13 protein-coding genes are annotated in these 13,218 nt (G+C 68.8%); 7 read left to right on the top strand and 6 right to left on the bottom strand.

The genetic code is table 11. From position 1 onward, the window contains the following. Positions 1-19 precede the first annotated feature (19 nt). Positions 20-1,075, top strand: coding sequence for a WxL protein peptidoglycan domain-containing protein (locus tag D7I44_RS17400; RefSeq protein WP_120790640.1), 1,056 nt, complete (start codon positions 20-22; stop codon positions 1,073-1,075). 29 nt (positions 1,076-1,104) lie between these two features. On the opposite strand, the gene D7I44_RS17395 is transcribed toward D7I44_RS17400, so the two are convergent. From D7I44_RS17395 to D7I44_RS17380, 4 genes are all read right to left on the bottom strand, one after another. Next, positions 1,105-2,382 (bottom strand): sugar ABC transporter permease, encoded by a 1,278-nt coding sequence (locus D7I44_RS17395; protein WP_120790639.1) that lies wholly within the window; start codon positions 2,380-2,382, stop codon positions 1,105-1,107. After that, positions 2,379-3,137, bottom strand: coding sequence for an ATP-binding cassette domain-containing protein (locus D7I44_RS17390; RefSeq protein WP_120790638.1), 759 nt, complete (start codon positions 3,135-3,137; stop codon positions 2,379-2,381). Before D7I44_RS17390 ends, D7I44_RS17395 begins: the two co-directional genes overlap by 4 nt. A gap of 91 nt (positions 3,138-3,228) precedes the next feature. Beyond that, positions 3,229-4,299, bottom strand: coding sequence for a sugar ABC transporter substrate-binding protein (locus D7I44_RS17385; protein ID WP_120790637.1), 1,071 nt, complete (start codon positions 4,297-4,299; stop codon positions 3,229-3,231). 132 nt (positions 4,300-4,431) lie between these two features. Continuing rightward, a complete protein-coding gene (locus D7I44_RS17380; protein WP_181445584.1) occupies positions 4,432-5,553 on the bottom strand; it encodes a coiled-coil domain-containing protein in 1,122 nt (373 codons plus the stop codon). A 143-nt stretch (positions 5,554-5,696) separates the two neighbouring features. On the opposite strand from D7I44_RS17380, the gene D7I44_RS17375 reads away from it, so the two are divergent. Beyond that, a complete protein-coding gene (locus tag D7I44_RS17375) occupies positions 5,697-7,067 on the top strand; it encodes an MFS transporter (protein ID WP_245979794.1) in 1,371 nt (456 codons plus the stop codon). Here the strand turns inward: D7I44_RS17375 and D7I44_RS17370 are convergent. Then, positions 7,045-8,091, bottom strand: coding sequence for an FUSC family protein (locus D7I44_RS17370; RefSeq protein WP_162940350.1), 1,047 nt, complete (start codon positions 8,089-8,091; stop codon positions 7,045-7,047). The genes D7I44_RS17375 and D7I44_RS17370 overlap by 23 nt on opposite strands. A 73-nt stretch (positions 8,092-8,164) precedes the next feature. Beyond that, positions 8,165-9,235 (bottom strand): App1 family protein phosphatidate phosphatase, encoded by a 1,071-nt coding sequence (locus D7I44_RS17365; protein ID WP_120790634.1) that lies wholly within the window; start codon positions 9,233-9,235, stop codon positions 8,165-8,167. 119 nt (positions 9,236-9,354) lie between these two features. Between D7I44_RS17365 and D7I44_RS17360 the strand changes: the two genes are divergently transcribed. The 5 genes from D7I44_RS17360 (at position 9,355) to D7I44_RS17340 (ending at position 13,172) form a co-directional block, all read left to right on the top strand. Further along, positions 9,355-10,005, top strand: a complete 651-nt coding sequence (locus D7I44_RS17360) for a TetR/AcrR family transcriptional regulator (protein WP_120790633.1) — start codon at positions 9,355-9,357, stop codon at positions 10,003-10,005. Positions 10,006-10,079: 74 nt separating this feature from the next. Next, complete coding sequence (locus D7I44_RS17355) at positions 10,080-10,823, top strand: ABC transporter ATP-binding protein (protein ID WP_120790632.1); 744 nt, start codon at positions 10,080-10,082, stop codon at positions 10,821-10,823. Beyond that, positions 10,820-11,509 carry an ABC transporter permease gene (locus tag D7I44_RS17350; RefSeq protein WP_120790631.1) on the top strand — a complete coding sequence of 230 codons (690 nt, stop codon included), beginning with the start codon at positions 10,820-10,822 and terminating at the stop codon, positions 11,507-11,509. The genes D7I44_RS17355 and D7I44_RS17350 overlap by 4 nt, the downstream gene beginning before the upstream one ends. After that, the gene (locus tag D7I44_RS17345; protein ID WP_120790630.1) at positions 11,506-12,246 is read left to right on the top strand and encodes an ABC transporter permease; all 741 of its coding nucleotides are present in this window, start codon (positions 11,506-11,508) and stop codon (positions 12,244-12,246) included. The genes D7I44_RS17350 and D7I44_RS17345 overlap by 4 nt, the downstream gene beginning before the upstream one ends. Beyond that, positions 12,222-13,172, top strand: a complete 951-nt coding sequence (locus D7I44_RS17340) for an ABC transporter substrate-binding protein (protein ID WP_120790629.1) — start codon at positions 12,222-12,224, stop codon at positions 13,170-13,172. Before D7I44_RS17345 ends, D7I44_RS17340 begins: the two co-directional genes overlap by 25 nt. Positions 13,173-13,218 lie beyond the last annotated feature (46 nt).

Raw genomic sequence — 13,218 nt, 5'->3', positions numbered from 1 at the left:
CCGGAAACCCAGGACCCCCATGCACGCGAAAAAGGCCATCGCCCTCGCCACCGCCGCGCTCACGGCGGCCATCACACTTCTCGTCGCGCCCGCCGCCGACGCCGCGGGCGACGACGTCACCTGGGCGGTGCGGACGGCTTCGAACGACTACGGCGCCGCCCGAACGAGCTTTCACTACACCGTGAGCCCGGGCGGCTCTCTCACCGACGCGATCACGGTGGCGAACCAGGGCGACGAGCCCCTCGAGCTCGGCGTGTACGCCGCCGACGGGTTCACGACCGGCGCAGGGCAGCTCGATCTGCTGCGCGCAGACCAGAGGCAGCACGGGGTGGGGGCATGGGCACAGGCATCCGCTCAATCGGTCGCCGTCGCACCGGGGGCGACCGCCGAGGTGCCGTTCACCATCAGTGTGCCGAAGGGCAGTGCGCCGGGTGACTATGCCGGCGGCATCGTCACCACGCTGACCCAGCCCGACCAGGCGCAGGGCATCGCGGTCGACCGGCGTCTCGGCATCCGCATCTCACTGCGCGTCAGCGGTGAGCTGCAGCCCGCGCTCGCCGTCACCGACGCGCACGCGCACTGGCGCGGCGGCCTGAACCCCTTCGCCAGCGGCGACGCGACGCTCAGCTACACGATCCGCAACACCGGCAACACGACGATGGATGCCGCACAGTCGGTCGCCGCGAGCGGGCCGTTCGGCCTGTTCCACGCGAAGGCGGCGCATGTCGCGGCCCCGCCCAGCCTGCTGCCGGGGGAGAGCTGGAAGGTGACCGTGCCGATCCACGGCGTCGCTGCGGCATTCTGGTTCACCGCGACGACGAGCGTCACCCCAAAGTTCGTCGACGCATCGGGCTCGACGAACCCGTTGCCTGCGGTCTCGGCCACGGCGACCGGCGCCGCAGTGCCGTGGGGGCTGCTGCTCATCATTCTGGTCATCGCGGCTCTCGCCGTCGCCGGCGCGCTGCTGCAGCGACGGCGACGCGCCCGTGCCAAGCTCCGCGAGGACGAGCGGGTGCAGGAGGCGGTGGAGCGCGCACTCGCCGAGGCGAACGAGAAGGCGCCGGCCGACTCGTAAGTCCACCGGCGCCTTCTCGTGCCCTGCGGCTATCGCCTGAACAGGCTGCCCCCAGAGCGGAGCCGGGAGAGCGCGTCGATCGTCGCGGCGAGGATCAGAACCGCGCCGGCGATCACATTGTTGAGGCCGGACGGCAGGTTCAGCAGCCCGAGACCGTTCGTGATGACCGTGATGACGAGCGCGCCGACGGCGGCGTGCACGAGCCGGCCGCGCCCGCCGAACAGACTGACGCCGCCGACCACCGCCGCCGCGACACCCGACAGGACGATGTCCTTGCCGGCGGTCGCATCGACCGAGCCGACACGGCCCGCGGTGAACAGGCCGGATCCGACCGCGAGGAACGAGCAGATCACGAACACGAGGAACCGGATCAGGATGACGTTGACGCCGGAGCGGCGCGCGGCCTCGGCGTTGCCGCCGACAGCGTAGATGTAGCGGCCGAACTTCGTGCGGTCGAGCACGAAAGTGCCGATCCAGAGCACGGCGAGCACGATCGGCACGACGATCGGAACGCCACGAACCGCGATGATCGACGCTGAGCGATCCTGGCTGAGCAGGAACACTGCGATGCCGCCGAGCACCAGCAGAGCGCCCGACTTGATCAGCACGAGCGTGAGCGGCCCGTTCGGCACGTTCGCGGCCTTCCGGCGGCTGCGGTCCCAGAATGCGGTTCCGAGCGACAGTGCGACGAACACCGCGAGCATGAGCCAGCCACCCCAGACCGGCAGGTTGCTGTTCATGAGCGCGACGATCGCCGGCGTCTGCACCTGGTAGTTGCCGCCGGTACCGATGATGATCAGCTCGAGACCCTGGAAGCCGAGGAACAGGCCCAGGGTGACGACGAACGACGGAATGCCGACGCGTGCCACGAAGAAGCCGATGAACGAGCCGATCGCGATGCCCGCGAGGAACGCGATGAGCAGCGCGAGGAACCAGTTCAGCTTCGTGACATCCGTCAGGACGATCCAGATGCACATCGTGAGGCCGCCGGTCACACCGGCGGAGAGATCGATCTCGCCGAGCAGGATGACGAACACGAGCGCCATGCCGAGCATCACCAGCTCGGCCGACTGGGTGAGCAGGTTGGCGAAGTTGCGCTCGGTCAGGAAGTAGGGGCTCAGGAAGGCGAACAGGATGCTGAGCACGATGAAGCCGGCGACGGCGGGCAGCGCCCCCATGTCGCCCTGGCGCACGCGCGAGCCCCAGGAGCGGATCTGCTGGCCGAGCCCGCCCTCCTGCCCGCTGCCGATGAGATCGTTCGTCGGCTCCGGAAGGAGCGTGGTCGTATTGGTGTCAGGCGCGCTCATGCTCGGGCTCCGCTCGGGGTGTACGTCCTGCTGCCGGTGATGTACCCGACGACGTCGTCGTAGGTGGTCTCGGCGGTGGGCACCTCGGCGACCATCGTGCCGAGGTAGAGCACGCTGATGTAGTCGGCGACCTTGAAGACGTCGGCGAGGTTGTGGCTGATGATGATGACCGCGACGCCCTGGCTGGCGAGGCGCTGGACGAGGTTAAGCACCTGCTCCGTCTGGGCGACGCCGAGGGCTGCCGTCGGCTCGTCGAGGATGACGACCTTGGCCTTCTTGAGCACCGCCCGCGCGATCGCGACGGTCTGGCGTTGGCCGCCGGAGAGCGACGCGACCTTCTGTCGCACCGATTTGACGGTGCGGACGTTCAAGGACCTCAGCACCTCAGAGCTCTGGCGCTCCATCTTGCCCTCGTCGAAGGTGCCGGCCACCAGCTCCTCGCGCCCGAGGAACATGTTCTGCACGATGTCGAGGTTGTCGCACAGCGCGAGGTCCTGATAGACGACCTCGATGCCGAGCTCCGCCGCGTCGCGCGGATGCGTGAGCGAGACGGGCTTGCCCTCGAACCGCACCTCGCCCTCGTCATACGGCTGCACGCCGGCGAGGCCCTTGATGAGCGTCGACTTGCCGGCACCGTTATCGCCGACGAGGGCCGTGACCTTGCCCGGGTAGGCGCGCAGCTCGACGCCTCGCAGCACGTTCACCGGCCCGAAGCTCTTGACGACCCCCGTCAGTTCGATGATGGGAGTTTCCATTTTTGGGAATCCTTTCGAAGGAACAGGGGAGGGGCCGGAGGCCGGGTTCACCGGCGCCCCGACCCCTCCGCCTGGACGTGTCCGACTACTGCTACTTGACGCCGTAGGTGGCGCAGGCGGCGGCGACGGCTCCGGTGCAGAGATCGGATGCCTTGGCGTCACCGGCCTGGACGACCTTCTCGACGTCCTTCGGGCCGACGAGAACGGGCGTGACCGCGATGTACGGCGTGCCGTCGTCGAGCTTCTTGTCGACGCTCGGCTTCTGACCCTTCAGCAGCTGGATCGCGAGGTCGCTCGCGGCCTTCGCCTCGTCGGGGACGTGCTTCCACACGGTTCCGGTCTGCTTGCCGAGAAGGACGTTCTGCAGACCCTCGGTCGAGGCGTCCTGACCGGAGACCGGCACCTTCAGGTTGTTCTTGTCGAGGACCGAGATGACTCCGGCTGCGTTGGTGTCGTTCGCGACCCAGACCGCGTCGACCTTGCCGCCGAGCGCGGTCAGCGCCTGCTCGAAGTTCGTCGCGGACTTGGCGCCGTCCCAGACCCCCGGCGGCTCCTTCGCCGGCTTGATGCCTGCTGCGGTCATCACCTCGGCAGCGCCGTCGTGGAACATCTTCGCGTTGCCGTCGGTCGGGTCGCCGCCCATGTAGACGACGGTCGCCGTCGCCGGGTCCTTGCCTTCGGCCTTGAGACCGTCGACGATCGCCTGGCCCTCGAGCTCGCCGACCTTCTCGTTGTCGAACGACACGTAGTAGTCGGCGCCGGCGATCGGGCGGTCGTAGGCGATGACCGGGATGCCCTGCGCCTTGGCCTTCTTCGCGACCGAGACGCCTGCGCCGTTGTAGTCGACGAGCAGCATCACGCCGCAGCCCTTCGACAGTTCCTGGTCGGCGATGGTCGCGTACTTGCTGGTGTCGCCCTGCGCGTTCTGGATGTCGGTCTTGAACCCGGCGCTTTCGAGCGCCTGCTTCAAGTCTGGCCGGTCCATGCCTTCCCAGCGGGGGGAGGACGCTGCGTCGGGAAGGATGACGCAGGCCGTCTTCGACGATGCCTTTGCGGCCGAGCCGGACTTGCTGTTGTTGTCGCCGTTGCCCGAACACCCTGCCAGCACCAATGCTGCCGCGGATGCAAGAACAGCGAGCGAAACCATTGAGCTGCGCTTCACGTCGCGCTCTCCTTCGATTGCTGTGTAAAGCGAGAACACTCTCGCTGCCACCTCGACATTGAGAGTGGCATAGGAATCATGCCTGAATCCGGCGACTAATGCACGGAACCGGTTAAGGGTTTTTGTGTCAGTTCAATACCAGTTCGGCGTGTGGGACAGTTCGAACGACCACGCACCGCAGGGATTCCCGTAGGAGCTCTTGATGTAGGCGAGGCCCCAGTTGATCTGCGTGACGTAGCTCGTCATCCAGTCGGAGCCGTACGTCGCCATCTTCTGACCAGGCCACGCCTGCGGGATTCCGTACGCGGCGCTCGATGTGTTGTAGGCGTTCACCCGCCAGCCGGACTCGTGCGTCCACAGCTGCAGCAGGCAGTCGTACTGCGTGCCGTCCCAGTTGTAGCGGCCCATCTGCGACTGCGCGTAGGCCTTGGCGGCCGGTGGGTCGGGCGTGATGCTCCGCGACACCTGGTACAGGTATGAGCTGTCGCCCTGCGCAGCGCGCTGCGCCGCGAGCGCCGCGAGGTACGCCTGGTACTCCGCGTACTTCTGCTGGATCGCCGCGCTCTGCTGCTGCAGCTCCGCCATCTGCGCATACGCGGTCTTGCTCTGCGCCTGCGACGTCGCAAGCGCGTCGTCCGCCTTCTTCTGCGCATCCTGGGCCGCCTTCAGGGCGGTCTGCGCATCGCCCGCGAGCTTCTGTCTCGCCTGCCGCGCGTCGGCTGCCTCCGCCGAAAGCGAGGCTGCGACGTTCGCCTGCTGCGACGCGTGGTCGCGCAGGCCTGCGGCGAGGCCGGTGAGCCGGCTCATCGCGCTCAGCTTGTCGAGCAACTGCTTCGCGTCGCCGCGGTTCAGCAGCAACTGCGTGGTCAACCCGCTGTTCCCACCCGCGACGTAGAGCTGCGATGCGATCGAGCCGAAGCGGCGGTTCGCCGACGTCGAGGCCTGCTTCGCGGCGTCCGCCTGGGCCTCAAGGCTCGCCGCCTTCGCGCTCGCGTCCTGGAGGGCCTGCTCGGCCTTCGCGTAGTCGTTCTGCTTCTCGAGGGCCGTCGTGGCCGCCGAGACCGCCACCGCCTGGTTCTGTTGCACCAGGCCCTGGATCTTGGCGTATTCGGCCTTCGAAGACGCGGCGTCCTGCTTCGCCGCCTGCACCTCGGCCTCGGTGGGCCACTGTTCGTCGGCCGCAGCGGGGCCGGCGGCGCCGATGCCGACCACCAGCACGGCCGCAACCGCGACCGCGAGGGCGCCAAGGGTCACTCTCGTCCTACGCATACGCACGCAACCATACAAACGACGGCACAGCGCGCAGGCGCGGAACACGCGGGCGAGCGCAAATCCTGTCGACCCCCGCACGGGGGTCACACGCAGTCGCGGAGCGCAGGCGGTGCTTGACTGAGGTCGTGACGCAGCGAACGGTCCTGCTGGTGGCGATCCTCGCGTCGTTCGTCGCCTTCCTCGACGGCAGCATCGTCAACGTCGCGCTGCCCGCGATCGAGCGCGAGCTCGGCGGCGGCCTCGCGTTGCAGCAGTGGGTCGTCGACGCCTATCTGGTGACGCTCGGCGCTCTCATCCTCGTGGCCGGGTCGCTCAGCGACCTGTTCAGCCGCACCCGGGTGCTGTTCATCGGGCTGATCGGCTTCGGCGCGGCATCCGTGCTCTGCGCGATCGCGCCGACCGCCGGCGTGCTGATCGCCGCCCGCGCGCTGCAGGGCGTGGCGGGCGCGCTGCTCGTTCCGAGCTCGCTCGCGATGATCATCTCGGCGTTCGACGGCGAGGCGCAGTCTCGGGCGATCGGGCGCTGGACGGCGTTGACCGGCGTCGCCATGCTGATCGGCCCGTTCCTCGGCGGGGTGTTCGTCGACACGCTCTCGTGGCGGTGGGTCTTCGCCGTGAACGTGCTGCCGATCGCCGTCACGCTGACGCTGCTGAGCCGGTTGCCGAAGGCGCACGCCCGCCCCGGCGCGCGCGTCGACGTGCCAGGCGCGGTTCTCGGCGCCGTCGCGCTCGGCGGCGTGGTCTTCGCCCTCATCGAACAGGGCACACGTGGGTGGGCGGATGCCGTGGTGCTCGTCTCTGCGGCCATCGGGGTCGCCGCAGGCGTCGCGTTCGTCATGGTCGAGCGCCGCGCGCGGCAGCCGATGCTGCCGCTCGCCATCTTCCGCGCGCACGACTTCGCCGTCGGCAATGTCGCGACCTTCGCGATCTACGCGGCGTTCTCGCTCGGCCCGCTCATGGTCGGGCTGTACCTGCAGCAGGTCGCGCACCTCGCCGCGTCGCTCGCCGGTCTCGCCCTCGTGCCGTCGACGCTCGCAGCGCTGCTGCTCGCCGGCCGGTTCGGCAGCATGGCGGGCAAGGTGGGCGCCCGCTGGTTCATGACGGCCGGCCCGCTGATCGTCGCTGCCGGGTTCCTCTCGATGCTGCTGATCAGGGATCCGTTCGACTACTGGACCCAGCTGCTCCCGGGCACGGTCATCGTCGGCGTCGGCATCGCGATGACCGTCGCACCGCTCACCTCGGCGGTCCTCGGCGCGATCCCGCCGGCGCAGGCGGGTATCGCCTCGGCGATCAACAACGCCGTCGCCCGCGTCGCCGGGCTGGTCGCGATCGCCTGCGCCGGTGTGATCGTGGGGGAGCACCTCGACCTCGCCGGCCTGCAGCGCACGATCATCGTGCTGGCGGTGCTGCTCGCCGCGGGCGCCGTCGTCTCCTGGCTCGGAATCCGCGACGAGTTCCTCGTCGCGCAGCGCGCTACGCCAGCTCCTCGCCCGTGATCTCCTCGCGGATGCGGCGCAGGTCCTCGAGCAGCGAACCGATCAGGATCCAGTGCGTCGAGTCCGGACGGGCGACGGTGAGCGGGGCGGTGAGGGCAGGCGGCTCCGTCTGCTCATGGACGGATTCCTCGGCATCCGCTCGCGGCACGAGCCGCAGCAGCCTGAGGTCGTGAGCCGCCCGCCTGGTCTCCTCCGCGAGCGCGGCGATCGTGGGCTCGGCCGGCAGCTCGTCGACATAGCGGTCGTGCAGGGTGCGGGTCATCGCGGCCGTTCGCGACACGAGACTGGCCAGGCGATCCCGCAGCGCCACCGCCTCGCTCAGCCCGGGCTCGTGGCGATTGCGCCGCGGGTTGATCGACAGCGAGTCGTCTGCGGCCTTCAGCGCGGCGTCCGTCTTCTCGAGCATGGGCCGCAGCAGCCGGGCGAGCAGGAGCAGCTCATCGAGACGCGACGGGGTCTGGGGTGCCGTGAGCGCGCCCGCGATCGCGTCGATGCGGTCGGCGATCTCGTCGAGCAGCGCGTCGACGGACTCGCGCGCCGGCCGGATGGCGATGGGCGGCACCACGAAGACGTTGACCACGAGGCCGACCGCCGCGCCGATCACGGTCTCGACGATGCGATCGACCGCGTAACCGGGCGTCGTCGCGCCGATCGAGAGCACGAGCATCGCGCTGATCGGCACCTGCACCGAGGTCGTCGGCGTCAGGCGAAGCGCCCAGGTGACGGCGATCGCCGCGACGATCGAGAGCAGCACGACCCAGTAGCCGCTGCCGAACACGATGCCGACCACATAGGCGACCAAGACGCCCGCGATGACGCCGATGCTGCGCTCGATCGCCCGCGACAGCGACTGGTTGAGGCTCGGCTGAACGACGAGCAGGGCGGCGATCCCGGCGAAGGCGGGCAGCTGGCCAGGGATCAGGAGACCCGCGAGGATCCATGCGGCGATGGTTGCGAGCGCCATCTTGGCCGCCTGCAGCAGCGGGACGCGGGCGGAAGCGCGCAGCGAGTCGAGGTAGCGCACGTCTCAACGCTACCGAGCAGCGTGGAAGCGGCGGAAGCACGCCACTAGGGCCTCGAGGTGCAGGCGGCGCGGCTCAGACGCGCCGGCCCTCGTCGTGGTGCCCGCCCACGAAGCCGAGGTCGCGCAGCTGGCGGTAGATGCTCGTGCCATCCGGTGCGTACACCCACGGCACGCCACCCGCCTCGCTGTGCCGCTCGGCCTTCGAGCGGCCGCCCGCGAGCACCGCCTCGGTCGGGTAGAGCTGGCGGATCGCGACGGCGGCGACCGAGTCGGGATGCTGCGCGATGAAGTTGCTGTAGATCGCCTCGTCGTGTTGCCCGTCATCGCCGAAGAGCAACCACTTGATGTGCGGGAACTCGCTCGCGAGCCGCTCGAGATTCTGCTCCTTGTGCACCCGGCCGCTGCGGAAGAAGCGGTCGTGCGTGGGGCCCCAGTCGGTGAGCAGCAGCGGGCCCGACGGGAACATGTTGCGGGTCAGGAAGCGACGTAGCGTCGGGGCGACGTTCCACGGGCCCGTCGAGAGATAGACGAACGGCGCCCCGCGGTGCTCGGAGCGGATGCGCTCGTAGAGCACCGGCATTCCTGGCGTCGGCACCCGCGCGTGCTCGTCGAGCACGAAGGTGTTCCACGCAGCGAGCAGCGGGCGCGGCAGCCACGTCACCATCACGGTGTCGTCGATGTCGCTGACCACGCCGAACTCGGTCTCGGGGCCGACGATGAGCAGAGTCGCGGAACTCGCGGTCTCGAGGCCCTGCGGGCGCAGCCGGATCTCGTGGCGGCCCGGCGCGAGCTCGACGGGAACGACCTGGTCGATCACCCCACCGCGGTCGGGTGTCAGCGCATGCTCGACGCCGTCGATCTCGGCGATCACAGGCACGTCGCTGATCGGCACGCTCGTGAAGCTGCGCCAGCCGCGCACGCTCTCCTCTCGCTTGCGGTACTGGCCGCCGAGCCTCGTGCCCGGCACCGGATCCTGCGCGAGCACGACGCGCCCGAGCACGCGCGCCCACTTCGGCGCGCCGTAGCCGGCGTACGGGACGACCGTCGGCAGGAATCCCTTGGCCCTTGCCCGCCGTGCGCGGTAGCGGTTGACTGCGTCGTCGAACTGCGCTGCGCGGTGCGGGTGGGGGCCGGGCGTTGACATCGCAACGAGTCTGACATGCCTGCGCGACGCGCCGACTCAGGAATGCGGATGTGAGGGGCCGTCAGGAATTGACGGTCTAGAATCGTTGCGCAGAAGCAATCGAAGGGGACACTACTTCCGTGCCTATTCACGATCTCGCCAAAGATCCGGAGCGCTCGCTCGCCGCGCTCGTCCGCACCGAGCCGATCCAGGAGCGCAGCGCCGCCCGGGTCGACGCTCTGCTGGACGCAGCAGCCGCGGTCGTCGACGAGATCGGCTTCGACCGCCTCACGACCGCCATGGTGGCCGAGCGGGCGGATGCATCGATCGGCACCGTCTATCGGTATTTCCCCGACCGCATCGCCCTCCTGCAGGGTCTGCGCGAGCGCGCGATCGGCCGCTTCCGCGTCGCCGTGGTGCAGCGCATCGAAGAGGTGCACCCGAGCACGTGGCTCGAGGCCGTCGAATGCTCGATCGACGCGGTCGCGACGATGTACCGCACCGAGCCGGGTTTCCGCATCATCCGCTTCGCCGATGACGAGCGCGGAAACGACGCGACCGGTGAGTTCTCAGGCGACACGGTGCCGCTCTCGCACGGCCTCGCAGAGGTGCTCTCGGGCGACTTCGGCCTGCCGGCCGGCGACGAGCTCGTGTTCCGGGTCGCGATCGCCATCGAGATCGGCGACGCGCTCGTCGGTCGCGCCTTCGTGTCGAACCCAGAGGGCGAAGAGCGCTACATCACCGAGGCCCGCGCCGTCATCAGCGCATATCTGAGCAACTACTACAGCTGATCGCCGGGCATGCGGCATGTACGCGTATTGCGTACAGCATTGCCAGTGTCGGTGGTCCGTGGTCCGATTGACCCGTGATCGAATTCCGCGCCGTCACGAAGCGCTTCGCTGATGGCACTCTGGCTGTGTCCGAGCTCGACCTGGTGATCCCGCCGCGGCAGATCACCGTGTTCGTCGGCTCTTCGGGCAGCGGCAAGACAACGGTTCTGCGCATGATCAACCGCATGGTCGACCCGACGAGCGGCACGATCCTCATCGACGGCGACGACATCGCGACGCGCGAGCCGGTCGCCCTGCGCCGCTCGATCGGCTACGTCATGCAGAACTCGGGCCTGCTGCCGCACCGCACGGTGGTCGACAACATCGCGACCGTTCCGGTGCTGCGCGGCGAGAAGAGGGCGGATGCCAGGGCGCGCGCTCGCGAGCTGATGACGGTCGTCGGGCTCGACGCCAAACTCGCGGACCGCTACCCGGCACAGCTCTCCGGCGGCCAGCAGCAGCGCGTCGGCGTTGCGCGCGGGCTGGCCGTCGACCCCAACATCCTTCTGATGGACGAGCCGTTCGGCGCCGTCGACCCCCTCGTGCGCGTCGAGCTGCAGACCGAGCTGAAGCGACTGCAGCACGAGCTCGACAAGACCGTCGTGTTCGTCACGCACGACATCGATGAGGCGTTCCTGCTCGGCGACCAGGTCGTGCTGTTCAAGCCGGGCGGCACCATCGCCCAGCTCGGCACGCCGTCGGAACTGCTCGAGAGCCCGGCCGACGACTTCGTGGCGGAGTTCATCGAGGCGGGCCGTCCCAGGAGCATCCTGAGGTGAACTGGGTCGTCACCAACTGGAGCCAGGTGTCGGAATACGGCCTGGCCCACATCTGGCTCTCGATCCCGCCGATCGTGCTCGGCTTCCTGATCTCGGTCCCGATCGGCTGGGTCGCCAACCGGTACCGGCTCAGCCGCGGCGTGGTGCTGACGATCGCCGGCATCCTCTACGCGATCCCGTCTCTGCCGCTGTTCACGCTGCTGCCGTCGCTCATCGGCACCCGCATCCTCGACCCGATCAACGTCGAGATCGCTCTCACGCTCTACGCGGTGGCGCTCATGGTGCGCACGACGGCCGACGCCCTCGCCGCAGTCTCAGACGATGTGAAGCTCTCCGCCTCCGCGATCGGCTTCGGCCTGTGGCGGCGCTTCTTCGGCGTCGAGCTGCCGCTGGCGGGGCCCGTGCTGCTCGCGGGCCTGCGGGTCGTCTCGGTGAGCACCGTCTCGCTCGTCACGGTCGGTTCCGTGATCGGCATCAACAGCCTCGGGTTCTTCTTCCTCGACGGGTATCAGCGGGCGTTCCCGACCGAGGTGTGGGTCGGCATCATCGGCACGGTGCTGATCGCGCTGGCGTTCGATGTGCTGCTCGTGCTGCTCGGCCGCTGGCTCATGCCCTGGACCCGGCGGCAGGGCGGCGCGACGCGGAATCTGGCCGTGGTGCAGAGTGAGACGGCGGTGCTGCGATGAACTCCTACTCCGACGCGTTCGCATGGCTCGTCGACCCTGTGCATTGGGCCGGCCCGTCCGGCATCCCGCAACGCCTTCTCGAGCACCTCGGCTACACGGGTCTCACGCTCGTCATCGCCATCGTGATCGCGCTGCCCGTCGGCCTCTACATCGGACACACGGGCCGCGGGCGCGAGATCGTGGTGCCGTTCACGGGCGCGCTGCGCGCTCTTCCGACGCTCGGCCTCGTCATCTTGCTCGCGCTGGGGCTCGGCATCGGCATCCTGCCGCCGCTCATCGCGCTCGTGATCCTCGCGTTGCCGCCGATCATCGCGGGCGCGTACTCCGGGCTCGAGTCGGTCGACCGCGAGGTCGTCGATGCGGCGCGCTCCGTCGGCTTCACGGGCTCCGGCGTGCTCTGGCAGGTCGAAGTCCCCCTGGCCCTGCCCCTGATCGTCGGCGGAATCCGCTCAGCATGCCTTCAGGTGATCGCCACCTGGACCGTCGCCGCCTTCCTTCCCCTCGGCGGTCTCGGCCGCTTTCTTTACGATGCGTTACCCAATCAGGATTACGCCCAGCTTCTGGCTGGTTCGATTCTTGTGATCGTGCTTGCGCTGCTGGCCGACGGGCTCTTCGCCATCGTGCAGCGGCTCGTCACCCCACGTGGGGTGACGGCAGGGCGTACCGCCGACATCCGCACCAAGACGCAATCACCACCCCGAAAGGATCCGTCATGGCTCGCACCAGAAAAGGCCTGATCGCCGCAGCAGGCGCTCTCGGCCTGGCAGCCCTCGTGCTCACGGGCTGCTCCAACGGCAACCCGCTCTCTTCCGACGACTCAGGCAGCACGGGCTCGTCCAAGACCATCACCATCGGCTCGGCCGCATTCCCCGAGAACGAGATCCTCGCTTACATCTACGCAGACGCTCTCGACAACGCCGGCGTGAAGACCGCCGTGAAGCCGAACATCGGCCAGCGCGACCGCTACATCGCGGCGCTCAAGAGCGGCGAGATCCAGCTGGTTCCCGAGTACACGGGCAACCTGCTGCAGTTCCTCGACGCGTCGGCCACGGCGACCTCGAGCGACGACGTCTACGCGGCGCTGCAGGCAGCCACGAAGAGCGGCGGCTCGGGGAAGCTCGACGCCGACAAGGCAGAGGTGCTCGAGCAGTCGCCCGGCCAGGACGCCGACTCGTACAACGTCACCAAGAAGTTCAGCGACGACAACAACGTCAAGAGCCTCGCCGATCTCAAGAACGTGACGACGCCACTGAAGGTCGGAGCGAACCCCGAGTTCGCGACGCGGCCCTACGGCATCCCCGGCCTCAAGTCGACCTACGGCGTCGACGCCACGCTCACGCCGATCAGCGACAGCGGCGGCCCGAACACGCTGAAGGCGCTGCTCGACGGCGATGTGCAGCTCGCGGACATCTACTCGACGACGCCCTCGATCAAGCAGAACGACCTGGTCACCCTCGCCGACCCTGAGCACCTCATCGGCGCTCAGAACGTCGTCCCGCTGATCGCGACCGCCAGCGCGAGCAGCAAGGTCACCGACACGCTGAACAAGCTCTCGGCGAAGATCACGACCGACGTGCTGATCGACCTCAACACCAAGAGCTCGGTCGACAAGCAGTCCGCTCAGCAGATCGCGAAGGACTGGGTCAAGGCGAACGGCTTCTAGGCAGGCATCCGCCGCTCGCGAACGCCCCCTGCCCTCGCAGGGGGCG

The organism is Gryllotalpicola protaetiae (genome assembly GCF_003627055.1).
Classification (GTDB): domain Bacteria; phylum Actinomycetota; class Actinomycetes; order Actinomycetales; family Microbacteriaceae; genus Gryllotalpicola; species Gryllotalpicola protaetiae.
Note: the sequence above shows the minus strand (reverse complement) of the source record. Positions and strands in the feature narration are given on the sequence as shown.

Coding starts and splice junctions, on each gene's coding strand:
- D7I44_RS17400 (WP_120790640.1), top strand. CDS start 20: ATGCACGCGAAAAAGGCCATCGCCCTCGCCACCGCCGCGCTCACGGCG.
- D7I44_RS17395 (WP_120790639.1), bottom strand. CDS start 2,382: ATGAGCGCGCCTGACACCAATACGACCACGCTCCTTCCGGAGCCGACG.
- D7I44_RS17390 (WP_120790638.1), bottom strand. CDS start 3,137: ATGGAAACTCCCATCATCGAACTGACGGGGGTCGTCAAGAGCTTCGGG.
- D7I44_RS17365 (WP_120790634.1), bottom strand. CDS start 9,235: ATGTCAACGCCCGGCCCCCACCCGCACCGCGCAGCGCAGTTCGACGAC.
- D7I44_RS17345 (WP_120790630.1), top strand. CDS start 11,506: ATGAACTCCTACTCCGACGCGTTCGCATGGCTCGTCGACCCTGTGCAT.
- D7I44_RS17340 (WP_120790629.1), top strand. CDS start 12,222: ATGGCTCGCACCAGAAAAGGCCTGATCGCCGCAGCAGGCGCTCTCGGC.